General features: G+C 66.8%; 26 protein-coding genes. 3 read left to right on the top strand and 23 right to left on the bottom strand.

Annotated elements, in window-relative coordinates; all coding sequences use genetic code 11:
- Positions 1-4: 4 nt before the first annotated feature.
- From TX88_RS11740 to TX88_RS11800, 13 genes are all read right to left on the bottom strand, one after another.
- Positions 5-754 carry an NADH-quinone oxidoreductase subunit J gene (locus TX88_RS11740; protein WP_044516945.1) on the bottom strand — a complete coding sequence of 250 codons (750 nt, stop codon included), beginning with the start codon at positions 752-754 and terminating at the stop codon, positions 5-7.
- Entirely contained in the window at positions 751-1,275 is a 525-nt protein-coding gene (gene nuoI / locus TX88_RS11745; RefSeq protein ID WP_044516947.1) for an NADH-quinone oxidoreductase subunit NuoI, read from the bottom strand. Before nuoI ends, TX88_RS11740 begins: the two co-directional genes overlap by 4 nt.
- A complete protein-coding gene (gene nuoH, locus TX88_RS11750; RefSeq protein ID WP_044516948.1) occupies positions 1,268-2,491 on the bottom strand; it encodes an NADH-quinone oxidoreductase subunit NuoH in 1,224 nt (407 codons plus the stop codon). The genes nuoI and nuoH overlap by 8 nt, the downstream gene beginning before the upstream one ends.
- Complete coding sequence (locus TX88_RS11755; protein WP_044516950.1) at positions 2,488-4,875, bottom strand: NADH-quinone oxidoreductase subunit G; 2,388 nt, start codon at positions 4,873-4,875, stop codon at positions 2,488-2,490. Before TX88_RS11755 ends, nuoH begins: the two co-directional genes overlap by 4 nt.
- A 96-nt stretch (positions 4,876-4,971) precedes the next feature.
- Positions 4,972-6,288: an NADH-quinone oxidoreductase subunit NuoF gene (gene nuoF / locus TX88_RS11760; protein ID WP_044516952.1), complete on the bottom strand. Its 1,317-nt coding sequence runs from the start codon at positions 6,286-6,288 to the stop codon at positions 4,972-4,974.
- A complete protein-coding gene (nuoE, locus tag TX88_RS11765; RefSeq protein WP_110918054.1) occupies positions 6,285-7,013 on the bottom strand; it encodes an NADH-quinone oxidoreductase subunit NuoE in 729 nt (242 codons plus the stop codon). The genes nuoF and nuoE overlap by 4 nt, the downstream gene beginning before the upstream one ends.
- A 61-nt stretch (positions 7,014-7,074) precedes the next feature.
- Positions 7,075-8,379 carry an NADH dehydrogenase (quinone) subunit D gene (nuoD, locus tag TX88_RS11770; protein ID WP_044516953.1) on the bottom strand — a complete coding sequence of 435 codons (1,305 nt, stop codon included), beginning with the start codon at positions 8,377-8,379 and terminating at the stop codon, positions 7,075-7,077.
- Entirely contained in the window at positions 8,379-9,086 is a 708-nt protein-coding gene (locus tag TX88_RS11775) for an NADH-quinone oxidoreductase subunit C (protein ID WP_044516955.1), read from the bottom strand. The genes nuoD and TX88_RS11775 overlap by 1 nt, the downstream gene beginning before the upstream one ends.
- Positions 9,083-9,637, bottom strand: a complete 555-nt coding sequence (locus TX88_RS11780; RefSeq protein ID WP_036388633.1) for a NuoB/complex I 20 kDa subunit family protein — start codon at positions 9,635-9,637, stop codon at positions 9,083-9,085. Before TX88_RS11780 ends, TX88_RS11775 begins: the two co-directional genes overlap by 4 nt.
- A complete protein-coding gene (locus tag TX88_RS11785) occupies positions 9,628-9,996 on the bottom strand; it encodes an NADH-quinone oxidoreductase subunit A (protein ID WP_044516957.1) in 369 nt (122 codons plus the stop codon). Before TX88_RS11785 ends, TX88_RS11780 begins: the two co-directional genes overlap by 10 nt.
- Positions 9,997-10,169: 173 nt before the next feature.
- Positions 10,170-10,568: an Rv3143 family two-component system response regulator gene (locus tag TX88_RS11790; RefSeq protein ID WP_044516959.1), complete on the bottom strand. Its 399-nt coding sequence runs from the start codon at positions 10,566-10,568 to the stop codon at positions 10,170-10,172.
- 64 nt (positions 10,569-10,632) lie between these two features.
- Positions 10,633-11,148: a YceI family protein gene (locus TX88_RS11795; protein WP_044516961.1), complete on the bottom strand. Its 516-nt coding sequence runs from the start codon at positions 11,146-11,148 to the stop codon at positions 10,633-10,635.
- A 37-nt stretch (positions 11,149-11,185) separates the two neighbouring features.
- Positions 11,186-11,575, bottom strand: coding sequence for a nuclear transport factor 2 family protein (locus TX88_RS11800; RefSeq protein WP_044519335.1), 390 nt, complete (start codon positions 11,573-11,575; stop codon positions 11,186-11,188).
- Between the two features lie 58 nt (positions 11,576-11,633).
- Here TX88_RS11800 and TX88_RS11805 point away from each other — a divergent pair, with 58 nt between their 5' ends.
- Positions 11,634-12,269, top strand: coding sequence for a class I SAM-dependent methyltransferase (locus tag TX88_RS11805; protein ID WP_044516962.1), 636 nt, complete (start codon positions 11,634-11,636; stop codon positions 12,267-12,269).
- Between the two features lie 5 nt (positions 12,270-12,274).
- Here the strand turns inward: TX88_RS11805 and TX88_RS11810 are convergent, their stop codons facing one another.
- The 8 genes from TX88_RS11810 to TX88_RS11845 are packed head-to-tail and all read right to left on the bottom strand — an operon-like array spanning position 12,275 to position 19,925.
- The gene (locus TX88_RS11810) at positions 12,275-12,622 is read right to left on the bottom strand and encodes a DUF6285 domain-containing protein (RefSeq protein ID WP_044516964.1); all 348 of its coding nucleotides are present in this window, start codon (positions 12,620-12,622) and stop codon (positions 12,275-12,277) included.
- Positions 12,619-13,599, bottom strand: a complete 981-nt coding sequence (locus TX88_RS11815; protein WP_044516966.1) for a phosphotransferase family protein — start codon at positions 13,597-13,599, stop codon at positions 12,619-12,621. The genes TX88_RS11810 and TX88_RS11815 overlap by 4 nt, the downstream gene beginning before the upstream one ends.
- Positions 13,596-14,840: an acyl-CoA dehydrogenase family protein gene (locus TX88_RS11820; protein WP_044516967.1), complete on the bottom strand. Its 1,245-nt coding sequence runs from the start codon at positions 14,838-14,840 to the stop codon at positions 13,596-13,598. Before TX88_RS11820 ends, TX88_RS11815 begins: the two co-directional genes overlap by 4 nt.
- A gap of 33 nt (positions 14,841-14,873) precedes the next feature.
- Positions 14,874-15,485, bottom strand: a complete 612-nt coding sequence (locus tag TX88_RS11825; protein WP_044519336.1) for a TetR/AcrR family transcriptional regulator — start codon at positions 15,483-15,485, stop codon at positions 14,874-14,876.
- Positions 15,486-15,492: 7 nt separating this feature from the next.
- Positions 15,493-16,395: a hydroxymethylglutaryl-CoA lyase gene (locus tag TX88_RS11830; protein ID WP_044516969.1), complete on the bottom strand. Its 903-nt coding sequence runs from the start codon at positions 16,393-16,395 to the stop codon at positions 15,493-15,495.
- Position 16,396: 1 nt separating this feature from the next.
- Positions 16,397-17,599, bottom strand: a complete 1,203-nt coding sequence (locus tag TX88_RS11835; protein ID WP_044516970.1) for a CaiB/BaiF CoA transferase family protein — start codon at positions 17,597-17,599, stop codon at positions 16,397-16,399.
- Positions 17,596-18,831, bottom strand: a complete 1,236-nt coding sequence (locus tag TX88_RS11840) for an alpha/beta hydrolase family protein (protein WP_044516971.1) — start codon at positions 18,829-18,831, stop codon at positions 17,596-17,598. The genes TX88_RS11835 and TX88_RS11840 overlap by 4 nt, the downstream gene beginning before the upstream one ends.
- A 2-nt stretch (positions 18,832-18,833) precedes the next feature.
- Positions 18,834-19,925 carry a homogentisate 1,2-dioxygenase gene (locus TX88_RS11845; protein ID WP_044516973.1) on the bottom strand — a complete coding sequence of 364 codons (1,092 nt, stop codon included), beginning with the start codon at positions 19,923-19,925 and terminating at the stop codon, positions 18,834-18,836.
- Between the two features lie 176 nt (positions 19,926-20,101).
- Here TX88_RS11845 and TX88_RS11850 point away from each other — a divergent pair, with 176 nt between their 5' ends.
- On the top strand, positions 20,102-20,659 hold the full coding sequence (locus tag TX88_RS11850; protein ID WP_044516974.1) for a type 1 glutamine amidotransferase domain-containing protein: 558 nt from the start codon (positions 20,102-20,104) through the stop codon (positions 20,657-20,659).
- A 7-nt stretch (positions 20,660-20,666) separates the two neighbouring features.
- Here TX88_RS11850 and TX88_RS11855 read toward each other — a convergent pair whose 3' ends face one another.
- On the bottom strand, positions 20,667-21,290 hold the full coding sequence (locus TX88_RS11855) for an NAD(P)H-dependent oxidoreductase (protein WP_044516976.1): 624 nt from the start codon (positions 21,288-21,290) through the stop codon (positions 20,667-20,669).
- Between the two features lie 13 nt (positions 21,291-21,303).
- A complete protein-coding gene (locus tag TX88_RS11860) occupies positions 21,304-22,470 on the bottom strand; it encodes an acyl-CoA dehydrogenase family protein (RefSeq protein WP_044516977.1) in 1,167 nt (388 codons plus the stop codon).
- 462 nt (positions 22,471-22,932) lie between these two features.
- On the opposite strand from TX88_RS11860, the gene TX88_RS35080 reads away from it, so the two are divergent.
- Positions 22,933-23,292: alpha/beta hydrolase-fold protein (locus tag TX88_RS35080; protein ID WP_044516979.1), on the top strand; the 360-nt coding region annotated here is incomplete at its 3' end.

Genomic DNA, 23,292 nt, shown 5'->3' on the forward strand with positions numbered 1-23,292 from the left:
GGCATCACCCCTCCCCGTTCGCCGAGTTACTCATCGTGCGGTGCGGCAGAATGGCGCTGACCGATGACGCCGCGTCGGAGCCGTCGGGCAGCCGGGCCGGGACGTCGACCGCGTTGTGGCGGGCATAGACGCCGGGGTTGGGCAGCGGGGTCGGATGCCCGCCGGCCTGGAACCGCTCGACGGCCAGTTCGCGCTGGGTCTTGCGGCGCTCGACGCGCTCCCGGTGTGCGAGCACCATCGCGCCCAGCGCCGCGGTGATCAGCAGTGTGCTGGTCAGTTCGAATGCCCACAGGTAGCGGGTGAAGATCAGCGCCGCGAGCCCCTCCACATTGCCGCCGCTGTTGGCCTGCGCCAGCCCGGTGAAGCCGGCAACCGATACATTGCCGATCCCGGCGATCAACAGGATGCCGAATCCGGTACCGGCGGCGAGGGCCGCAAGACGTTGGCCGCGCAGTGTTTCCGCGAAGGATTCGGACAGGTCGACCCCGATGAGCATCATCACGAACAGGAACAGCATCATCACCGCACCGGTGTAGACCACCACCTGGACCACCCCGAGAAACTGGGCGCCCTGGGCGATGTAGAGCACTGCCAGCGAGATCATGGTGCAGGCCAGGAAGACCGCGGAGTACACCGCTTTCGGTGCGGCTACCACTCCGATGGCGCCGAGCACCGCGACGATCCCGAGGATCCAGAACAGAACTGCCTCCGACGTCGACGTGCTCGCGGCGAGTAGCACGACGTCGGGGCTCACTGGACGTCCTCGGTCAACGGGTTGATCCGGCCGAGGTAGTAGTCGTCGTCGGTGCTGCCCGGTGCCATGTCATGCGGGGGCGCCTGCATGCCGGGTTGCAGCGGGGCCAGCAGCTTGTCCTTGCCCCAGATCAGATCTGCGCGGTTGTCGTCGGCCATCTCGTACTGGTTGGTCATCGTCAGGGCGCGTGTCGGGCACGCCTCGATGCACAACCCGCATCCGATGCAGCGCAGGTAGTTGATCTGGTACACCCGGCCGTAGCGCTCACCTGGCGAGAACCGTTCTGTGCCGGTGTTGTCGGCGCCTTCGACGAAGATGGCGTCGGCCGGGCAGGCCCAGGCGCACAACTCGCAGCCGATGCACTTCTCAAGGCCGTCGGGGTAGCGGTTGAGCTGATGGCGGCCGTGATAGCGCGGTGCCACCGGCCCGGGTTTCTCCGGATACTGCTCGGTGAGTGTCTTTTTGAACATCGAACTGAACGTGACCGCGAATCCGGCCAGGGCGTCGAGGAATTTAGGCATCGACGGCCTCCTTCCCAGCGTTCGGCAGCGGCGGTACCGGATAGGCCCCGGTGCTCTGCTGCGGTATCGGCTGAACGGTTCTGCCGCGCAGTGCCTTCCACAGCGCGACGGCCAGCACCGCGACAACCACCACCGCGGTGGTCACCAGGCCGGTGGCCCAGTTGTGGTAGCCGTGCTCGCGCAGGCTGTGGGTGACCGCGACGACCATGATCCAGACCAGCGACACGGGGATGAGCACCTTCCAGCCCAATGCCATGAACTGGTCGTAGCGCAACCGGGGCAGGGTGGCCCGAAGCCAGAAGTACAGGAACATGAACGTCCACACCTTGGCGGTGAACCACAGCAGCGGCCACCAGCCGCTGTTGGCGCCGTCGATCAGGTTGAACGGGAACGGTGCATGCCAGCCACCGAGGAACATCGTGGTGGCCAGGGCGGAGACCGTGGTCATGTTCACGTACTCGGCGAGCATGAACATGGCGAACTTCAGTGACGAGTACTCGGTGTGGAACCCGCCGACCAGTTCTCCCTCGGCCTCGGGCAGATCGAAAGGCGCCCGGTTGGTTTCGCCCACCATCGAGGTCACGTACACCACGAACGAGGGCAGCAGCAGGAACACGTACCAGGTGCGGTCCTGCGCCGCGACGATGCCGGAGGTGGACATGGTGCCCGCGTAGAGGAACACCGCGGCGAACGACAAGGCCATCGCGATCTCGTACGAGATCACCTGGGCGCTCGATCGCAGGCCACCCAGCAGGGGGTAGGTGGATCCGGACGCCCAGCCGGCCAGGACGATGCCGTACACCCCGATGGAGGTGACGGCGAGGATATAGAGCACCGCCACGGGTAGATCGGTCAGTTGCAGTGCGGTGCGGTGACCGAACACCGAGACTTCGCCGCCCATCGGGATCACCGCGAACGCCATGAACGCCGGGATCACCGAGATGATCGGCGCCAGAAGGTAGATGGGCTTGTCGATGCCGGCGGGGGTGAGGCCCTCCTTGAGGGCGAGTTTCACGCCGTCGGCCAACGACTGCAGCAGACCCCAGGGGCCGACCCGGTTCGGGCCGGGCCGCAGCTGCATGCGGCCCAGCACCTTACGTTCGATCAGGATCGCGGAGAGCACCGTGAGGAGCAGGAAGACGAACACCCCCAGCGCCTTGGCCAGGATCAGCCACCACGGGTCGTGACCGAACAGAGTGGGGTCGGGGTAGGTCATGACTCGGCCCGCCCGATCGAAACCAGTGCTCCGGCGGTCACCCCGAGTTGGCGATGGATCGCCGACCCCGGGGAATTGGTCGGCACCCACACCACCCGGTCGGGCATCTCGGCGATCGACAGCGGCAGAGTGACAGAACCGCGATCGGTGCTGACGGTCACCGGATCTCCCGGCGTCACACCGAGTTCGGTGGCCGTGGCCGGGGAGAGGCGCACCACGGGGCTGACCGCGGTGCCGGCCAGGTACGGTTCGCCGTCCTGAAGGCGTCCCGCGTCGAGCAGCAGACGCCAGCTGGCCAGCACTGCCTGTCCCGGGCCCGGGGCAGGGGGCGGCTGGGGTGCCGACGACGGACCGGCGGGGCGGGGTCCGGTCCAGGTGCCGAGCCGGGCCAGCTCGCTGTCGGCGGCTTCGGGCCCGGTCAGGCCGAGGTCGACGCCGATCTCGTCGGCCAGGTAGTGCAGCACCCGCAGGTCGGGGATCGCGTTGGTCTGCAGTGCCGGCTCGAACGGACGAATCCGGCCTTCCCAGTTGAGGTATGCGCCGCCCTTCTCCACCACCGGAGCCACGGGGAAGACCACGTCGGCCAGTTCGGTGACCTCGCTCTCGCGCAGTTCCAGGCTCACCACGAACGGAGTGGCGCGCAGTGCGGCCAAGGCCGTGGCCGGGTCGGGCAGGTCGGTGACCTCGACGCCGCCGACGATGAGCGCCGAGAGCCGTCCGTCAGCGGCCGCAGCCAGAATGGCACCGGTGTCGCGGCCCGCGGCGCCGGGCAGATCGGACGTGTTCCACACCGCGGCAGTCTGGTTCCGCGCCTCGGCGTCATCGACGGGGCGCCCGCCGGGCAGCAGGTTCGGCAGGGCGCCGGCTTCCAGCGCGCCGCGCTCGCCGGCCCGGCGGGGAATCCAGGCCAGCCGGGCGCCAGTGGTCGAGGCGAGCCGCAGCGCGGCCGACAGTGCACCTGGTGAGGTGGCCAGTCGTTCACCCACCAGGATCACCGCGCCCGGGCGTCGCAGCCGCTCGTCGGTCTGCAGCGCATCCAGTGCGGCAGCTTCGGTCCCGGGAACCGCCGGAATCAGGGTGCCCGCCATCTTGGTCAGCCCACGGCTGGCGAAGGGTGCCACCGCGAGTACCTGCTGGCCGTTCTTGCGGGCGGCCTTGCGCAGCCGAAGGAAGACGATCGGGGATTCCTCTTCGGGCTCCAGCCCGACCAGCAGCACCGTTGGTGCCTTCTCCAGTTCGGCATAGCGCAGCGTCATGGGTTGTCCGGCGATGCGTGCCGCGAGGAAATCGGCCTCCTCGGCGGAGTGCGGCCGGGCCCGGAAGTCGATGTCGTTGGTGCCCAGCACCATTCGGGCGAACTTCGAGTACGCGTAGGCATCCTGCACCGTGGTGCGCCCACCCACCAGCACCCCGGTGTTCGTGCCCGCGGCCAGCAGTTCGGCCCCCGCCACGGTCAGCGCCTCCGACCACGAAGCCGGCCGCAATACGCCGTCCTCACGGATCAACGGCGTGGTGATCCGGTCGCCGACGGTCGCGTAGCTGAACGCCCATCGGCCCTTGTCGCAGTTCCACTCCTCGTTGACCTCGGGATCGTCGCCGGCCAAGCGGCGCAGTACCTTCCCGCGTCGATGGTCGGTGCGCTGGGCGCAACCCGACGCGCAGTGCTCGCAGACACTGGGGCTGGAGACGAGGTCGAACGGCCGGGCCCGGAACCGGTAGGCCGTCCCGGTGAGGGCGCCGACCGGGCAGATCTGCACGGTGTTGCCGGAGAAGTACGACTGGAACGGTTCGCCCGGGGCGATACCGACCTGTTGCAGCGCACCGCGTTCCAGCAGCTCGATGAACGGGTCACCGGCGATCTGTGCGGAGAACCGGGTGCAGCGCGCGCACAGCACGCACCGTTCACGGTCCAGCAGTACCTGGGAGGAGATGTTGATGGGCTTCGGGTACGTCCGTTTGACGTCCTCGAACCGGGTCTCCGGGCGCCCGTTGGACATCGCCTGGTTCTGTAGCGGACATTCGCCGCCCTTGTCGCAGATCGGGCAGTCCAGCGGATGGTTGATCAGCAGGAGCTCCATCACGCCGCGCTGCGCCTTGTCGGCCGCTTCCGAGCTGTACTGGGTGTGTACCACCATGTCCGGGCTGACCGTGGTGGTACACGAGGCCATCGGTTTGCGCTGGCCCTCGACCTCGACGAGGCACTGCCGGCACGCCCCGACCGGATCGAGTAGCGGATGATCGCAGAACCGGGGGATCTGGACGCCCATCAGTTCGGCGGCGCGGATCACCAACGTGCCCTTGGGGACACTGATCTGTTCACCGTCGATGGTCAGCGACACCATCTCCACCGGCGGGGTGTCCTTGGTCGGCTCAGCCAATGTCATGCACGCCCCCCTTTGTTAGGCCGAGCAGACGCGCAGGTACCCGAAATGCCCGCATCCGGGGCACCTACGCGTCTGCTCGCGGGATGAATCATCGGTCTACGCACCCGCCCCTTCGGTCGCCATCAACGTCGAGGCGTGCGGATCGAACGGGCAGCCCCCGTCCAGGTGCGCCACGTACTCGTCCCGGAAATGCTGGATCGAGGACATGATCGGGCTGGCCGCACCGTCTCCCAATGCGCAGAACGACTTTCCGAAGATGCCGTCGGCGATGTCGAGCAGCTTGTCGATGTCGGCCTGGCTACCCGCCCCGGTTTCCAGCCGGGCATAGATCTGGGCCAGCCAGTAGGTGCCCTCACGGCACGGTGTGCACTTCCCGCAGGACTCGTGGGCGTAGAACTGCGTCCACCGCCGCACGGCCCGCACCACACAGGTGGTCTCGTCGAAGATCTGCAGCGCCTTGGTGCCGAGCATGGACCCGACGGAGGCCATGCCCTCGTAATCCAGTGGCACGTCGATGTGTTCGGCCGTCAGCAGCGGTGTCGACGAGCCGCCCGGGGTCCAGAACTTCAGAGAATGGCCAGACCGGATCCCGCCCGCGTAGTCGAGCAGCTCGCGCAGCGTGATCCCGAGCGGCGCTTCGTACTGACCGGGCCGGTTGACGTGACCCGACAGCGAATACAACGTGAAGCCAGGGGATTTCTCCGATCCCATCGACCGGAACCAATCCACACCGTTGACGAGGATGGGCGGGACGCTGGCGATGGACTCGACATTGTTGACGACGGTCGGGCACGCGTAGAGGCCGGCGACGGCGGGAAACGGTGGGCGCAACCGTGGCTGGCCGCGCCGGCCCTCCAGGGAATCCAGCAGTGCGGTCTCCTCGCCACAGATGTAGGCGCCCGCACCGGCATGCACGGTCAGTTCCAGATCGACGCCCGAACCCAGGATGTTGTTTCCGAGATATCCGGCCGCATAGGCTTCGTCGACGGCGGCCTGCAGACGCCGCAGCACGGGCAGCACCTCGCCGCGTACGTAGATGAACGCGTGGCGGGCCCGGATCGCATAGGCCGCGATGATCACACCCTCGACCAGGAAGTGCGGAGTGGTCAACAGCAGCGGAATGTCCTTGCACGTACCGGGTTCCGACTCGTCGGCGTTGACCACGAGGTAATGAGGCTTGGCGCCCGCCCCGTCTTCACCCTGCGGGATGAACGACCACTTGGTCCCGGTCGGGAAACCGGCGCCGCCGCGTCCACGCAGCCCGGAATCCTTGACCAGCGCGATCACGTCGTCCGGCCCCATCGCCAGGGCCCGCTCCAGCCCGCGGTAACCGTCGTGGCGGCGATAGGTGTCCAACGTCCACGGTTCTGGTTCGTCCCAGAATCGGCTGAGTACCGGGGTCAGTGCGGTCATGTGGTCGGACCTGCCTCAGGAGTGGACATTCCGCGCTTCCGGGCCTCGCGTAGGCCGGCCAGGGTGGCCGTCCCAGGGGCGCCGCCCGGGACATGCGGATCGGTCAGACCGGCCAAGGTGCGAGCCGTTTCCCGGAAGGTGCACAGCGGTGCCCCGCGGGTCGGTGCCGGGGGTGTTCCGCCGCGCAGGCCGTCCACCAGATCCCGTGCCGACGAAGGAGTCTGGTTGTCGTAGAACTCCCAGTTCACCATCACCACCGGGGCGTAGTCGCATGCCGCATTGCACTCGATGTGTTCGAGGGTGACCCGGCCGTCCGCAGTCGTTTCCCCGGCGTGGATGTCCAGATGATCCTGCAGTGCGTCCAGGATCGCGTCGCCGCCCATGATCGCGCACAACGTGTTGGTGCACACGCCGACGAGATAGTCGCCGGTAGGCGTGCGCCGGTACATCGAGTAGAACGTGGCGACCGCGGTGACCTCGGCATCGGTCAGTCCCAGCAGCCCCGCGCAGAAACCGATTCCGGCGGGGGTGAGGCATCCGTCCTCGGCCTGTACCAGGTGCAGCAGCGGCAGCAGCGCCGAGCGGGCGTCGGGATAGCGGGCGGTGATCTGTTCGGCGTCGGCAGTGAGCCGGGCTGTCACCTCCTCCGGATATGCCGCGGGCCCGTTGATCGGCGGGCCCGCTTCATCGGGGCGTTGCCCCAGCTCCAGGAACACTTCAGTCATCCGTGCTGTCTCCTCTTCGCGCAAGCGCTCATGACGCGTTTCCTCTTCGCGCAAGCGCTCATCAGCGGTCCACACCGCCCATGACCGGATCGATCGACGCCACCGCCGCAATGGCATCGGCCACCATGCCGCCTTCGCACATCGCCGCCACCGCTTGCAGATTCGTGAACGAGGGGTCGCGGTAGTGCACGCGGTAGGGCCGGGTGCCGCCGTCGGACACCATGTGCACCCCGAGCTCCCCACGAGGGGACTCCACCGCGACGTAGACCTGCCCGGCCGGTACCCGGATGCCCTCGGTGACGAGCTTGAAGTGGTGGATCAGCCCCTCCATGGAGTGGCCCATGATCTTGGCGATGTGCTCGGGGGAGTTGCCCAGTCCGTCCGGGCCGACCTTGAGATCGGCCGGCCAGGCGAGCTTCTTGTCGGTGATCATCACAGGACCGGGGCCGATTTTCGCCAGCTTCTCCAGGCACTGCTCGACGATCTTCACCGACTCCCGCATCTCCTTGACCCGGATGATGTACCGGCCGTAAGAGTCGCAGCCGTCATCGGTGATGACGTCGAATTCGTAGTCCTCGTAACCGCAATACGGTTGCGCACGACGCAGATCGTGGGGGAGTCCGGTGGAGCGCAATACCGGACCGGTGATCCCGAGCGCGATGCACCCGGTCAGATCGAGATACCCGACACCGACGGTGCGCGCCTTCCAGATGTAGTTCTCGTTGAGCAGATCCTCCAAGTCCTGCAAGCGGTTCGGCAGCAGATCGACCAGTGCCCGGACCTGGCTGACCGCGTCGTCGGGCAGGTCGGCCGCCAGCCCGCCCGGCCGGATATAGGCATGGTTCATGCGCAGGCCGGTGATCGACTCGAAGACCCGCAGGATCTCTTCGCGTTCCCGGAACCCATAGAACATGGCCGACATCGCACCCAACTCCATACCGCCGGTGGCCAGCGCCACCAGATGTGAGGAGATCCGGTTGAGCTCCATGAGCATCACCCGCACGACGCTGGCCCGCGGCGGGATGTCGTCGGTGATGCCGAGCAGCTTCTCCACACCCAGGCAGTACGCCGTCTCGTTGAAGAACGGCGAGAGATAGTCCATCCGGGTGACGAAGGTGACGCCCTGGGTCCAGTTGCGGTATTCCAGGTTCTTCTCGATGCCGGTGTGCAGATAGCCGATGCCGCAACGGGCTTCGGTGATGATCTCGCCCTCGATCTCCAGGATCAACCGCAGCACCCCGTGGGTCGACGGATGCTGGGGACCCATGTTGACCACGATGCGTTCGCCGGCGTGCTCGCGGGCCGCGGCCACCACGTCGTCCCAGTCCTGTCCGCCGACCACCACGACGGGGGATTCGGTGCTCATCAGTTGTATGACCTCCGCTGATCGGGCGGCGGAATCTGCGCGCCGTGGTACTCGACCGGAATCCCGCCCAGTGGATAGTCCTTGCGCTGGGGATGTCCGACCCAGTCGTCGGGCATCTCGATCCGGGTCAACGCCGGATGCCCGTCGAACACGATGCCGAAGAAGTCGTAGGTCTCGCGCTCGTGCCAGTCGGTGGTGGGGTATACCGAGAACAGCGACGGGATGTGCGGATCCCCGTCGGGCGCCGCGACTTCCAGCCGGATCCGGCGGTTGTGGGTGATCGACATCAGCGGGTAGACCGCATGGAGTTCGCGGTCGGTGTCGTCGGGGTAGTGGACCCCGCTCACACCCAGGCACAGCTCGAACCGCAATTGGGGATCGTCGCGAAGGATGCTGGCCACGGCGGGTAGTTGGACCCGGCTGACCTCCAGGGTCAGCTCATCTCGATGAACCACCACGCGCTCGATCGAGACCGCATAGCGCTCCTCGCCGAGGAGTTCGGCGAGCCGGTCGACCACCTCGTCGAAATACCCTCCGTAGGGCCGGGGGGAGCTGCCGGGCAATGCCACCGAACGCACCAACCGGCCGTATCCGGACGTGTCGCCCGTGCCCGTGGCGCCGAACATGCCGCGGCGCGTCCCGATCACCTCGGGCCCCTGACCGGTGCCCGCGTCGGTGCTCTCGCCGCTTCCGTTGACCGTGCTCACCGCAGCAGGCCTTTGAGTTCGATGGTGGGGGTGACGGCCAGTGCGGCCTGTTCGGCTTCCCGGATGGCCTCCTCGCGGTTCACCCCGAGCGGCATCTGCTGAATCTTGTCGTGCAGCTTCAGGATTGCGTGCAGCAGCATCTCCGGTCGCGGTGGGCAGCCGGGCAGGTAGATGTCCACGGGAACCACGTGATCGACGCCCTGGACCACGGCATAGTTGTTGAACATCCCGCCCGAGGAGGCGCAAACCCCCATGGCCAGCACCCATTTCGGCTCGGCCATCTGGTCGTAGATCTGGCGCAGCACCGGCGCCATCTTCTGACTCACCCGGCCCGCCACGATCATCAGATCGGCCTGTCGCGGCGTCGCCGAGAAGCGCTCCATACCGAACCGGGCGATGTCGAAACGTGGTCCGGCCGTCGACATCATCTCGATGGCGCAGCAGGCCAGGCCGAACGTGGCGGGCCACAACGACCCCTTACGCACGTAGCCTGCGACTGCCTCGACCGTCGACAGCAGGATTCCACCGGGCAGACGTTCCTCTAGTCCCAATTCAGGCCCCCTCGCCGCCAGACATAGGCGTATGCCACGAACACCGTGAGCATGAACAGCAGCATCTCCACCAGCGCGAACAAACCGAGGCTGTCGAACGCCACAGCCCACGGGTAAAGGAAGACGATCTCGATGTCGAACACGATGAACAACATCGCGGTCAGGTAGTAGCGGATCGGCATGCGCTGACCGGTCACGCCGGCGGCCCCGGGCTGCATCGGCTCGATCCCGCATTCGTAGGCCTCGAGTTTGGACCGGTTGTAACGGCGCGGGCCGATCACGAGCGCGATCCCCACGGAACCCACGGCGAAAGCGGCCGCGATCGCTCCGAGAACCAGGATGGGCGTATATAAATTCATGCCACTTATCGCTCCCTCGCTGGGCTGTCGATGTGAGCTAACCCACAGCCTAGCGAGGTTTGCGGCCTGTGCCACACATTTTGGTTAGTATCGTTTCATATCGGGGCAGCGTGTCGCTGCGGCCACAGCCATGCCGCGAACAATCAACGGCAACAGGGCAATTCGCGGAAAAGTTACTGGACCGGGGTGCGCAGCAGCGACACCACCGCGTCGCCCAACCGGATCGGGTCGATCGGGTGTGGCACCGCCGCCTCGGCCTGTGACCAGCTAGCCAGCCAGGCATCGTCGGGCCGCCCGGTGAGTACGAGGATCGGCGGGCACTTCGCGACCTCGTCCTTGAGCTGTTTGGCCACCCCCATGCCCCCGGCGGGGGTGGCTTCACCGTCGAGGATGGCCAGGTCGATACCGCCGGCGTCCATCCGCGAGACCACCATCGGTGCGGTGGCGATCTCCACGTATTCCAGTTCGGGCAGTTCCGGATGCACGCGTTTGCCCAGGGCGAAACGTACCTGTTCGCGGGTGCGCGGGTTGTCGCTGTACACCAGGATGTGCAGCGGCGCGGGGCCGGCCATGACGCCGATGCTACTGCGCAGGGCGCCGTAGGCCGGACAACTCAGCGAATTCTGTTGCGGGGCATCAGACTCGGGTGAACACAAGTTCACCCGACAGGACCGTCGTCGGACCGACCATCCCGAGCAGGTCTCCCGACACGCCGAAGTCGTCTCGCTGAACCTCACAACGGCCCGACAGTCGCAGCGCGCCGTCGTCGAGTACCTCCGTGTCGATCGGTAACTCGACGGGCTTCGACACTCCGCGAACCGTCAGGACCGTCGTCAACCGCACGCTGTCGTCGGACGGCTCCAAACCTGTCACCTGCACGGTGATGTCGGGATGCGCCTCGACATCGAAGAAATCGGCCGACCGCAGATGGTTGTCCCGCTTACCGATCCCGGTGCGAACCGATGCCGCCGCGATCACCACCCGGCCGTTCACCCCGGCGCCGGCGGACCCTTCACCGGTGAACTCGGTGAACCTCCCGGTGACCGTCGCCAGGCCCCACAGCGTCTTGTTCCGGAACGTCACCGTGGACCGATCCGGGATCAGCGTCCAGTTTCCGGCGCTTGCGGTCAGGATGTCGCTGGTCGTGGCCATGACACCTCCATTTCGTCGGTTCGGTGCGGGTGGACGTTCAGGTGAACAGGGGCGCGATGTCCTTCGGATCGAAATACTCGTCGATGCGATGGATCAGACCGTCGGTACCCACTCTGATCACGATGCACACCCGCAGTGCGATCAATGTGCCGTCACGGGCACCGGCGTGCAGGACATGTTGCTGGACGAAGCCGCCGTCGAAGAACTGCCGGTCCAGCACCTCGTAGCGGCGCTCGCGGGTGGCGTTGATGAACCAGTCGATGACCTTCAGCGCGCGGGTCCGGTCGTTGTCCTTCGGATCGCCCGTGTGCCATACCGCGACGTCGTCGGCCCACAGTTGGGCCACGCCCGCCTTGTCGCCGCGCTCGATCGCAGCGAACAGTCGGTGCGCGACGTCGTCGACGACTGAAACTTCGGCAGGGGACATCATCGGCTCCTCGGTTAGGGCTTGACCTCAATGGCCATTCAGGTTTCAGACTCGAATCATGAACTCCACGCCCGCACATTCGCTGTTCGACGAAGCCTACGAGTCGCGTTCCGCGCCGTGGGTCATCGGCGAACCGCAACCGGCCATCGTCGAGTTGGAACGCACGGGCCGCCTGGGCGGCAAGGTACTCGACGTCGGCTGTGGTGCCGGCGAGCACACCATGCTGCTGACCCGGCTCGGCTATGACGTGCTCGGCATCGACTTCTCCGAACATGCCGTCGCCCAGGCCCGGGAGAACGCCGCGCAGCGGGGTATCGACGCGCACTTCGCCGTCGCCGACGCCACCCGCCTCGGCGAGTCGCCGGGCCCGCGGTACGACACCATCGTCGACAGCGCGCTGTTCCACGTCTTCGACGATGCCGACCGGCCGCGCTATGTGGCCAGCCTGCACCGAGCGGCCCGTCCCGGTGCGACGGTGCATGTTCTGGCACTGTCCGACGCGGGCCGCGGATTCGGGCCGCAGGTCAGCGCCGAGGTGATCCGCCGGGCCTTCGCCGAGGGCTGGGAACTGGAGGCCCTGGACACCACGACGTACCGCGGCGTGGTCGGCGCTGCCCATGCGGAGGCGCTGGGCGAGCAGGTCGGAGCCCGGGTGGACGAGCCGGCGTGGCTGGCCCGGATCCGCAGGCTCTGACGGGTTCACTGCTCGTCGTAGCCCGGATGTGCGGCGGCAAGCCGTTGACGTACCAAGGCCCGCAGGCAGGCGGTGACGTCGTCGGGTCGGTCGTCGAGTTCACCGGTCCGGATCGCCGTGGCCAGCGCGGCCTCATCGGTGAACCCGAGATCCGCCAGGGCCGTCGTGGCTGCCGCAGGGGTGTCGGAGGCCAGCAGTTCGCGTTCGACCATGCGTAGCGCATTGGCCGCGACCCTGGCCTGAAATTTCACCGGAGCCGCGACCGTCTCACTGTCGCGCACCTCGGTGTCGAGGAATTCGGCGACCGCGGCGACGAGCTCGGCCGCCGTCGGCCGTCCGTACAGGTTGCTCACCAGCTGCTCCCGTCCAGCAGAGTCAACAGGTCCCACTCGGTCTCGCAGACCCGTCGGCCGATCGTCGCCAGCTCCACCGACCGGGTCTGCCCGCTCAGGTGACGTTCGGCCTGATAGCGGCAGATGACGCCCCAGCGCAGCGTGGCAAGCACGAGCCACCACCGGATCGCGGACCTGTCGAGGGTGGCGCCGCCGGCTTCCTCGTAGGCGTTCAGAAAGCTCTCGATGCTGCCCAGCCCACCGGCGCCGAGGGCGGCCGGGGCCCCGAACCGCCAGGCCCGGATGCAGAACCAGGTCAGGTCCTCGTACACCTCGCCGAGGTGCACCAACTCCCAGTCCAGCACCGCGGCCAGGCCCGAGTCGTCGACGATCACATTGCCCATCCGGAAGTCGCCGTGCACCAGCCGCAGTGGCGACGCGGGCGGCCGGTTGGCGGCCAGCCAGCGAAACGCCCACTCGAAAGTGGCCGTGGTGTCGCCCATCTCGTCGAGCTGTTCGCGCCACTGGGACAGCTGGTCCTGCTCGACGAGACCGGGTAGCGCGGGCGGCTCGGCCCGGTGGATGGCGGCCAGCGCCTGTGCGCACTGGGCGAGCAGCCGGGTCCGGCCGGCATCGTCGAGCCGGCGCTGGATGCGCCGCACGATGGTCTCGCCACCGATGAAGTCACAGATCAGGAAGGGATCACCCAGCGCGGCAACGGAATTGTCGGCGACCAGAACGTGGGGGACCGGCGCCCCGGCCAGCGCCGCCGCCCGTTGGGCACCGGCCTCCAGTTCCATCCCGGCGTGGATCTCGTCGGGCGCGCCGGTGCGCAGGATCAGCGCACGACGAGCCGAGTCCGTGACGGCGTCGAAGGACCACGTGGTGCGGCTGGCTCCGCCGGTCAGCTCGCGCAGGTTCTCCACCGCCGGTTCGTCGCCCAGCACCGGCGCGAGGACGTCGACCAGCCGCGGAACGAGAAGGGCGGCCTCGCTCACCGTTTGGCCTTGCCGAACCCGAACAGCCGCTGCGCCACCCGGCGCATCTGGATCTCCTCGGCACCTTCGGTGATGCGGTAGCGACGATGATGGCGGTAGATGTGCTCGAACGGTTCGTGACGGCTGTAGCCGATGCCACCGTGCACCTGCATGGCCCGGTCGGCGGCTTCGCACACCAGGCGGTTGGCGCGGTAGTTGGCCATCGACACCTTGTCGGACACCTCCATGTGGTGGTTCTGGTCCAACTGCGTTGCGGCGTATCGGACCAGCAGCCTGACCATCTGCGCCTCGGTCTGCAGTTCCACCAACGGCCACTGCACGGCCTGGTTCACCGCCAGCGGCTTGCCGAACACCATGCGCCGGTTGGCGTAGTCCACCGCGCGGTCGATACAGAACTGGGCCGCGCCCAGGCTGCTCGCGGCCTGACGAATCCGGTTCTCGTGCAGGAACGTCTGCCCGACCTCCAGGCCGCGGTCGATCTCACCGAGCACCGCATCGGCGGGCACCCGCACGTTGTTCAACTCGACCTCGCCGTGATCGGTGGGCATGTTGAACGTCCACCAATAGAACGGGACGGTGAATCCCGGCGAATCGGTGGGAACCAGGAATGCGCTGATGCCTCGGGCCTGCCCGGGTTCGCCGGAGGTCCGGGCGAAGATCAGATCGTGGGTGGCCCGGTGTACTCCGGTGTTCCACCGCTTGCGACCGTTGATGACCCAGCCATCCCCGTCAGGTATCGCGGTCGTCTCCAGCCAGGTCGCATCCGAACCGTGGTCGGGCTCGGTCAGACCGAACGCCATCGAACGCTTGCCGGTGAGCATCGCCTCGACCCATTCGGACTTCTGCGCCTCGGTACCGAACCGGTCCATCATGATCACCTGTGGGAAGTTGCCCACGATCGAGGATTCGTCCTGCAGATCGTTGTGCAGCCCGAGGCCCTTGTGCGCCAGGTGTTCCCGGATGACCGCCATGTCCAGGTTGCTGCCGTCACGCCCACCGAACCGGGCGGGCAGGCCGTACCGCAGCCAGCCGGCGGCATCGGCACGTCGACGCATCTCGTCGAGCAGGTCCTCCCAGGCGCGGGCGGGCACTCCGCCGTTCTCCCAGTCGGTGCGGGCATATTCGCGGCGCTGGTCGAAGTACTGCATGTGCTCACGCTCAAGCGGCTTGATCTCGGCCTCGATGAACTCGTCCATCTCGGTGAGCACAGCTGAAAGATGGTCGGGCAAAGCGAAATCCACGATGATCTCTCTTTCTCGGGTCTGAGGCTCGGGTCAGAAGCCGTACAAGGTTCTCTTCCAGATGGTGGACAGGGTGGCGATGGCGTCGGCATCGCCGATCTCGATGCCGAGCCCGGACTGGCCGACGAAGACCGTGGTGAAGTTCTCGAACAACAAGGCGATCGCCGCGCCCACATGTTCCGGCTGCAGTCCTTGAGCGTGGCCCTGTTCCTGGGCGTGGCGCACCGACGCGATGACGATGTCGATGCCGAACCGCCGGAACTTGTTCTGCACGTCGGCGAATCGCTGTTGGGTGGCCGCCAGCTGGGCGACCGCGATCATGATGCCGATGTTCTGTTTGAAGATGTTCCAGTAGCCGGTGACCACCGTGGTGAAGAAGTCGGTGTCGTCGGGGGAGTCCGGCAGGTGCAGATTCAGTCCGGATGGTTCCACGACGTCATGCAGGAACGATTCGGCCAGCGCCGCCAGCAGATCCTCTTTGTCGGTGAAATACCGATAGAACACCGCCGGGCTCTTGCCCGCGGCCGAGGTGATGTCCGACAGGGTGGTGCCGTGAAAGCCGCGCTCGGCGAAGAGCTTCCGTGCGGCCAACTCGATGGCAGACCGGGTCTGGCGGCCCTTGGTGCCCAGCTCGGCGGCGGTCATCGACGCCTCAGCCCAGGATCCGGTCGCCGGCCCGCAGCAGCGCGCTGGGAAGTTCATGGCCCACGGCATCCTGGGCGACACGGGCCGCGTCGATGGCCGCAGTCAGGTCGACGTCGACGTCGATATCGCTGTCGCGCAACATGTAGACCAGGTCTTCGGTGGCGATGTTGCCGCTGGCCCCCGGTGCGAACGGGCAGCCGCCCAAACCGCCGACCGACGCGTCCAGGCGGGTGACTCCGGACTGGACGGCCGCATAGGCACTGGCCAGTCCCGCTCCGCGGGTGTTGTGGAAGTGTGCGCCCAGCGGCAGGTCACCTATCAGCGGCCGGACCTTCTCGATCAACGAGCTGACCCGGCGCGGGGTGGTCGTGCCGATGGTGTCGGCGATCGCCAAGCGGTTCGCTCCGAAACCGACAGCAGCCGAGGCGATGTCGAGCACCCGCTGCGGATCGGTCGGGCCGTCGAACGGGCAGTCCCACGCGGTGGCGATGATCACCTCCACCGAGGTGTCGCTGTCACCCGCGATGGCCACGATGTCGGCGATCTGTGCCGTGGCCTCGGCCGAGGTGCGTCCCACGTTGGAATGGGAGTGGGCATCCGAAGCGGACACCACGTACTCGATCGAGCGCAGGCCGGCGGCGATGGCACGTTTGGCGCCGTTGGGGCTGGCCACCAGCGCGGAGAACTCCACCTCGGGGAATCTGTGTAGTTCTTCGGCGAGTTCGGCCGCGTCGGCCAGTGCAGGCACTTTCGACGGGGAGACGAATGCCGTGGCCTCCACCTCCCGCACCCCGGTGGCGACGATGGCTTCGAGGATCGCAACCTTGGCGGACAACGGAATCGGCGTCTCGATCTGCAGGCCGTCACGCAGGCATACCTCGCGGATATCGACCTTCGCCGGCAGGTTCATCTCACAGCACCCCCTCTGTGCGCAGGGTTTCCAGGTCTTGTGCACTGCGCCCGAGCAGGTCGCCGTACACCTCGTCGTTGTGCTGGCCCGGTCGGGCTGAGCCGGCGTTGCGGATCGTGCCGGGTGACTCGGAGAGGACCGGGACCACGCCCGGGCCTTTCACGGTCCGTCCGATGCGCTCGTCGAAGTGGTCGGCGATCATGCCACGGGCCTGCAACTGCGGATCCTGCACGACCTCGGCCACGGTGTTGATCGGCCCACTGATCACTCCGGCCTGCGACAGGGTTTCGATGATCTCCTCCGGCTGCCGCTTGCCGGCCCAATCGCCGATGATCTTGTCCAGCTCGTCCTGATTGCGGCCACGGGCAACGTGATTGGAGAACCGGTCGTCGGTTGCCAGCTCGGGGCTGCCCATCGCCGCGCACAGCCGGCGGAACACGGTGTCCTGGTTGGCGGCGATCACCACCCAGCTGCCGTTGGCGCTCTGGTAGATGTTCGACGGCGCGATACCTTCCAGCCGCGTGCCCGACGGCCCGCGTACCACCCCGCCGATGTCGTAGTCGGGGATGGTGGATTCCTGTATCGCCAGGCAACTTTCGGTCAGCGCGGTGTCGACGATCTGCCCCTCGCCGGTGACGGTCCGCCGGTACAACGCGGCCAGGGCGCCCTGGGCGGCGAACATGCCGGCCAGGCTGTCGCCCAGCGACAGGGCCAGCCGCGGCGGCGGGCCGCCGGGGAACCCGTTCATGTGTCGCAGCCCGCTCGACGCCTCGGCCACCGAGGCATAACCGGCCTTGCCGGCGTCCGGCCCGGTCTGTCCGTATCCGGACACCCGCACCAGGATGATGCCTTTGTTGCGTTCGCGCAGAACGTCGTAGCCCAGATTCCACTTCTCCAGGGTCCCGGGCCGGAAGTTCTCCACGATGATGTCCGACTGCTCGACCAGCTCCAGGAACAATTCCCGGCCCTTGGCCGTACGAAGGTCCAGGGTGACGGCCTTCTTGTTGCGGGCGTGCACGGTCCAGAAGAAATGGTGCCCGTCGAGTTCAGCCTGCCCCCAGGTGCGCAGCGGATCCGGGGTGGACGGAAGTTCGATCTTGATGACCTCGGCGCCCATGTCCCCGAGCAGCCTGCCGGCGAACGGGCCGGAGATCAGGGTGCCGAGCTCGATCACCCTGATGCCGTCCAAAGCTCCGGTTGTCATGCCGGATCCAGCGACTGTGTTGATCCCCGGTCGCTTCGCTCCTGCCCTCCGAATCCGCGCCGGTGCAGCCAATCCGTGCAGATCGCGACGGCCTGGCGCAGGGTTCCGCGCTGATCCGGGCCCGAGTAGTAGTGGTTGGCGCCGGGAATCTCGTGCATCTCCTTGTCGGAGTGGCCGATCGCTTCATAGAGCCGGCGGGTGTGGCTGGGCGTACAGGCGTCGTCGGCCAGGTTCCCGATCACCAGCGCGGGGACCGCGATATCCGGACCGGCCTTGACCGCGTCACCGTTGGCGTCGTCGTAGCTCCACTGCGACAGCCAGCTGCGCAGCGTGCAGAATCGCGCCAGGCCGACGGGGCTCATGTTGACCACCTGGGGATCACCCAGATAACAGGTTCCGGGTTTGCGATCGTTGGGATCGACGGTGGGGTCCAGCCATCGCGGGTCGGCCATGGTGCCGTGCACGACGAACGCGAACTCGTCATCCGGCCGCCCGGCGGCCCTGAGCTCGGCGAGCTTCTCTTTGACCCACTTGGTGATTCGCCGGTTGCGGGCGATCTGGGCCTGGTGGTAACGCTCCAGGAACTCCGCGGTGTAGGGCGGCTGGTTGGGATTGTCCGGGTTGTAGAGATCCAGTTCGGGGTCCCGCTTGGTCGGGTCGTTCTCGTCGAGGATGGACGCATCCATCCATTCGGTCATGGTGCCGTGCCGGCTGATGTGCGCGGCCAGCAACATGATTCCGTCGGCGGGGATCAGGCCGAGCTTGGTGAGGTCGGGCCCGTCACCGGACGGGCTCGCCGTCACGGTGGGGTTCTGCGCCTGCTGTTGGTAGAACACCGACAGCGACCCACCGCCGCTCCACCCGGCCAGCACCACCTTGTCGTACCCGAGCCGGTTCTTAGCGTCCTTGATGCACTCGCCGAGATCCTCGACCACCTTCTCCATGAGCAGTGCCGAGTCGGTACCTCGGAACCGGCTGTTGCAGTAGATGACGTGGTGTCCGGCGCGGGCCAGGGCATTGATCATCGGCAGGTACGCACCGCCGCCGATCGGGTGCATGAACACCAGCACCGTGTCGGAAGGTTTCGATTTCGGCCGCAGCAGGTAGCTCTCCAGCACCACGAGCTCGGCGACTCCGCCGTACACGTCGCGCACCGACGAGTTGTTCTGGTAGGCAACCAGATACGGGATGCGGTCGTACTCGTGCTTCACAGGTGCTTCAACAGTTGTCATCTCTAGTGCTGCCCCAGATCGTTGGCGAGGATTTCGGCGGACGGGATGAGACGGCGACGGGTGTCGATGGCGATCACCGACCAGTCGACCCGGTCGTAGTCGTCGAACTTGCGGCGGGCGCGTTCCCGCGCCTTCTCGGGTGCCCCGTGGTGAACGCCCTGCGGCGCATGGGAGACCAGGCCGGGCGGCATCGGGATGCCGTAGAGCGAACCGCTGTGGAAGAACGCGATCTCGTCGTAGTCGACGTTGCGGTGATACCACGGGGTGCGCTCGGTGCCCGGCACGCTCTCGGCGGGCTTGGGCAGGAAGTTCATCACGTACACACCGGTGGCCTGCATGAAGAGGTGCACGGTTGGTGGCAGGTGCACGCTCTCGGAGGTGATGACGGTGTAGTCCTCGATATTGAAGGTGAAGGGGAAGTTGTCGCCCCGCCAGCCTTCCACGTCGAGGGGATTGTGTTGGTAGAACAGCGAAGTCGGTCCACCTTCATGGATCAGCCGAACCTCGTACTCGTCTCGCCCGTCGTCGTCGATGGGCTGCGGTTCGGGGATGGTCACCTGCGCCGGGTCGAAGGGGAAGTGGCGGCCCAGGGTGCCCGCCGGCGGGACCCGGAAATCATCGGTGGCCTGGATCATGAGCCACGTGCTCTCGGTCTCGGGCACCTGGCGGAACGTGCAGGCCTTCGGGATGTAGACCCAGTCGCCCTCGCGGTAATGCAGTGGGCCGAACTCGGTCTCCAGCAGGCCCGATCCCTTGTGTACGAACAACAGCAGGTCGCCGTCCACGTAACGGACGAAGAACGGCATCTCCTCGGTGCGCCGGCTCAGTAGTACCTGGCAGTCGGCGTTGGAGAACATGAGCAGCGGGCCGCCCTGGGCGTCGGTGGCGTCGCTGGGCTTGAGCTCACTGGACAGCACGTCGGTGGGGCGCAGCGGGCCGACGGAGCGGTAGGCGGTGGGGTCGTTGCGCCGGTACATGTTGGCGGTACGGCCGACGAAACCGCCGCGACCGAGTTCGTCGTCCTTGAGGCCGTCGAGGTCGGCATGCACCCGTTTCGGGGTCTTGCCTTTACGCAGGTGGACGAAGGATTCCATGCTCGACTCCTGAAGGGTGCGGGCTAAAAACTGAAAGTGACTTTACTTTTTGTTACGGCCGGTGACAAGAGGTGTGCGGGACTGAAGTTCCGCGTTTCGGGCTCCGCTTCCCCGGGTAGCCCTCGAGCGGGCGCCCAGGCTCACTGCTGCCCGTCGGTGTCAACGAAAGGACTGTCATGAGAAAGGAATTGGAAGGCCGCAGGGTCGGGATCCTTGCCGCCGACGGTGTGGAGCGCATCGAACTCGAACAACCGCGCGCGGCCGTCGAGAACGAGGGTGGCCACGTCGAGCTGCTGTCGCTTCGGGCCGGCGAAATCCAGGCCCGCGATCACGATCTCGAACCCGCGGGCACCTTTCCGGTAGACCGCACGGTCGCCGAGGCGAAGGTCGATCAGTTCGACGCGCTGATCCTGCCGGGCGGGACCGTGAACCCGGACAAGTTGAGGCTCGACAAGACCGCGGTGGCCTTCGTCCGCGATTTCGTCAGGTCGGGCAAGCCCGTCGCGGCGATCTGTCACGGTCCGTGGACCCTGGTCGAGGCGGACGTGGTGCGCGGCCGCACGCTGACCGGCTATCCGAGCATCCGCACGGATCTCGGCAACGCCGGTGCCACCGTGGTGGATCGGCAGGTCTGCGTCGACGGCAACCTGATCACCAGCCGCGCTCCCGGCGATCTGCCCGCGTTCTGTGAGGCGATCACCGAGGCGTTGGCGTGTACTCCGGCCCAGACCTGAGCGCCGGTCAGGCCCCGGCGGCGCGGGCAACTTCCCGGGCCAGCTCGACTGCCTCCGCGCGCATCTGTTCCCGTTCAGCGGGTGTCCACCGGGTGGTGGGCTCCACGACAAGCGTGTCGACGCGGTAGCCCAGCATCCCGAACACGTACTCCAGATACGGCTTCTGGAAATCCTGCAGCTCCGGGTGGCGCCCGTCGTACGCGCTGCTGCGGGTCAGGATGAGCTGCAACGGTTTTCCCTCGCCGAGAGTGCCGACGTGTTCACCACGCTCGTTGAGGGTGAAGCTGGCCACCGGTTGCACGATGATGTCGATCCACGCCTTGAGCGCATGCGGCACATGCCAGTTCCACATGGGGGAGGACACCACCAGGCGGTCGAAGCCGCGCACCCGCTCGATCTCCCCGAGCACCTGCCGCCATACCGCCTGCTGATCCTCGGTGATCGGTTCGCCGAACAGTTGCGCGAACTTCGCGACCGCCGCATCCCGGCCGAACCGCAGCGCATCGTCGTCCCATACCGAGAACCGTTCCACCACGCCGACGCCGTCGGCGGCATCCAGATAGGCCTGCGCCAACTGTGAGGACAGCGCGTCGTCCCCTTTTGGGCTGGCCTCGATCCACAGAGTCCGCATCAGTTCAGCTCCGTCAGATCATGGACGTACGGGGGATCTTCATCCCGAGAGCCAGAGCACCGGCCAACTCGCGGCTGGTGTCGTAGTCGAACACCACGTGGCCCGACAGGACGTCGACATCGCGTTTGAACCGCTGCAGTGGGCTGGACAGGAAATGGATGCTCGCACCCCCTGCGCCCAGAAGGTCGGCGATCACCGCCTTGGACTCGCTGACGATGTGCGCGGCCGACAGCCGGGCCTGTGCCCGCACCGGCTTGTCCACCGAGTCGCCCGACGCCACGATGGCCTCGATCTCGCCGACGGTGTCGGCCAGTAGGGCGCGCAACGCGCGCACCCGTACCTGAGCCCCGGCCAGATGGGCCTGCGCGATCGGCTTGTCCTTCTGTATGACGCCTTCGTAGGGCAGCACGCGTTCGCCGAGGCGTTGCGCGTAGATCTCGGTGACCCGCTCGGCGCTGCCGAGGGCGGGCATCGCCGCGAGCAGGGCCAGGGCGGGCACCATCGGCCAGCGGTAGGCGGTGCTGTCGTGCAGTCCGGCGCCCGGGGCCGTGCCGGAGTAGATGTCGAGCACTTTCACCAGTCGGTGCGTCGGCACGAAGACATCGGTGGCGATGGCGTCGTTGGAGCCGGTGGCCCGCATGCCGTCGGTGTGCCATACGTCGGCAACGGTCACATCGCCGATCGGCAGCAGCGCCAGCGCCGGATACAGCGCGTCGTCGGGTCCGCACAGGGCGGCGACGATGATCCAGTTCCCGTGCATGACGCCGGTGGCCCAGGACCACCTGCCGGTCAGGCGGATGCCGCCGTCGGCCGGCAGCCCGCGCCCGGTCGGCGCGAGTGGGGCAGGGGCGAGGAACGGGCGGCTCGCGAATGCCTCCTCCTGGGCCTGCTCCCCGAACAGCGCCAGCATCCAGTTGTGCAGGGCCAGGAAACCGATGGTCCAGGCGCTCGACGTGCAGCCGTGAGCCATCCGGCGCACGGGATCCAGGATTGCCGGGAAATCGGCCTGCAGGCCGCCGAAGCGGGCCGGCACCAGGAGCTCGGTGAAACCGGACTCGACAAGGTCGGTGACCGTGGCATCGGGAAGCCGGCGCAACTCCTCGGCTTCGGCGGCGCGGTCGGCCAGTCGTGCGACGAATTCGGGGCTGATGACGCAGCCGGCGGTGGGGGGCGAGATCATGGCCCGAAAGCTACCATACTTTTTAGTATGGTCCGGGTTTGAGGCCGTGGGAGGGCTGCTGGCGGGCATTTCGAAAACCGGTTGGCGACGATCGGATAACCCTCCGGACACCAGTTGTGAACGGAAAGGCATCGGCGTTCATCGGGTGCCGCTGGTGCCGTCCGGGGGTGGGAGGCGTTTTCCCAGCTAGATCGCCTGTGCGGCGGTGATAGATAAAGCCGAATTCACTTTTTTGAATCCGAAGATATGCAGTTCGGCGGCGCGCGGCGGGTTTTCCCCCGTCGTGGGCCCGTGATTTACTCATGGCGCAACAACTGAATTCTTCGGTCCGCTCTTCAGAGGCACCGGCTCAGACGGGCGGGCGTGACAGTGCAGTGACTTCGTCGCTGCGGTGTCGCTTGGCGATGCTGATCGCCGACCGCGCAAATGGCGTAATGACCGGAAGACGGATGGATTCGCAGTATGACCTTCATTGACAAGATTCGTGGCCATTGGGCCCGCCGCATGACGGTGGCGGCTGTGGCAGCGCTGATGCTGCCTGGCTTGATCGGCGTTACCGGCGGATCGGCGACCGCGGGGGCATTCTCCCGGCCGGGCCTGCCGGTGGAGTACCTGATGGTCCCGTCGCCGTCGATGGGCCGTGACATCAAGATTCAGTTCCAGAGCGGTGGGCCGGGTTCGCACGCGGTGTACCTGCTCGACGGCCTGCGCGCCCAGGACGACTTCAACGGCTGGGACATCAACACCAACGCGTTCGAGATGTTCCTGAACAGCGGTCTGTCGGTGGTCATGCCGGTCGGTGGTCAGTCCAGCTTCTACACC

Source organism: Mycolicibacterium septicum DSM 44393, assembly GCF_000455325.1.
In the GTDB taxonomy this organism is placed as follows: domain Bacteria; phylum Actinomycetota; class Actinomycetes; order Mycobacteriales; family Mycobacteriaceae; genus Mycobacterium; species Mycobacterium septicum.

Excerpts from the sequence above, each read along its gene's own strand:
- nuoD (WP_044516953.1), bottom strand. The coding sequence starts at position 8,379 with ATGAGCACCGAATCCCCCGTCGTGGTGGTCGGCGGACAGGACTGGGAC.
- TX88_RS11835 (WP_044516970.1), bottom strand. The coding sequence starts at position 17,599 with ATGACAACCGGAGCTTTGGACGGCATCAGGGTGATCGAGCTCGGCACC.
- TX88_RS11790 (WP_044516959.1), bottom strand. The coding sequence starts at position 10,568 with ATGGCCGGCCCCGCGCCGCTGCACATCCTGGTGTACAGCGACAACCCG.
- TX88_RS11860 (WP_044516977.1), bottom strand. The coding sequence starts at position 22,470 with ATGATCTCGCCCCCCACCGCCGGCTGCGTCATCAGCCCCGAATTCGTC.
- TX88_RS11850 (WP_044516974.1), top strand. The coding sequence starts at position 20,102 with ATGAGAAAGGAATTGGAAGGCCGCAGGGTCGGGATCCTTGCCGCCGAC.
- nuoE (WP_110918054.1), bottom strand. The coding sequence starts at position 7,013 with ATGACTGAAGTGTTCCTGGAGCTGGGGCAACGCCCCGATGAAGCGGGC.
- TX88_RS11795 (WP_044516961.1), bottom strand. The coding sequence starts at position 11,148 with ATGGCCACGACCAGCGACATCCTGACCGCAAGCGCCGGAAACTGGACG.
- TX88_RS11785 (WP_044516957.1), bottom strand. The coding sequence starts at position 9,996 with ATGAATTTATATACGCCCATCCTGGTTCTCGGAGCGATCGCGGCCGCT.
- TX88_RS11830 (WP_044516969.1), bottom strand. The coding sequence starts at position 16,395 with ATGAACCTGCCGGCGAAGGTCGATATCCGCGAGGTATGCCTGCGTGAC.
- TX88_RS11805 (WP_044516962.1), top strand. The coding sequence starts at position 11,634 with ATGAACTCCACGCCCGCACATTCGCTGTTCGACGAAGCCTACGAGTCG.
- TX88_RS11755 (WP_044516950.1), bottom strand. The coding sequence starts at position 4,875 with ATGACATTGGCTGAGCCGACCAAGGACACCCCGCCGGTGGAGATGGTG.
- TX88_RS11825 (WP_044519336.1), bottom strand. The coding sequence starts at position 15,485 with ATGACCGCCGCCGAGCTGGGCACCAAGGGCCGCCAGACCCGGTCTGCC.
- TX88_RS11800 (WP_044519335.1), bottom strand. The coding sequence starts at position 11,575 with ATGTCCCCTGCCGAAGTTTCAGTCGTCGACGACGTCGCGCACCGACTG.
- nuoI (WP_044516947.1), bottom strand. The coding sequence starts at position 1,275 with ATGCCTAAATTCCTCGACGCCCTGGCCGGATTCGCGGTCACGTTCAGT.
- nuoF (WP_044516952.1), bottom strand. The coding sequence starts at position 6,288 with ATGACCGCACTGACCCCGGTACTCAGCCGATTCTGGGACGAACCAGAA.
- TX88_RS11845 (WP_044516973.1), bottom strand. The coding sequence starts at position 19,925 with ATGGAATCCTTCGTCCACCTGCGTAAAGGCAAGACCCCGAAACGGGTG.
- nuoH (WP_044516948.1), bottom strand. The coding sequence starts at position 2,491 with ATGACCTACCCCGACCCCACTCTGTTCGGTCACGACCCGTGGTGGCTG.
- TX88_RS11855 (WP_044516976.1), bottom strand. The coding sequence starts at position 21,290 with ATGCGGACTCTGTGGATCGAGGCCAGCCCAAAAGGGGACGACGCGCTG.
- TX88_RS11840 (WP_044516971.1), bottom strand. The coding sequence starts at position 18,831 with ATGACAACTGTTGAAGCACCTGTGAAGCACGAGTACGACCGCATCCCG.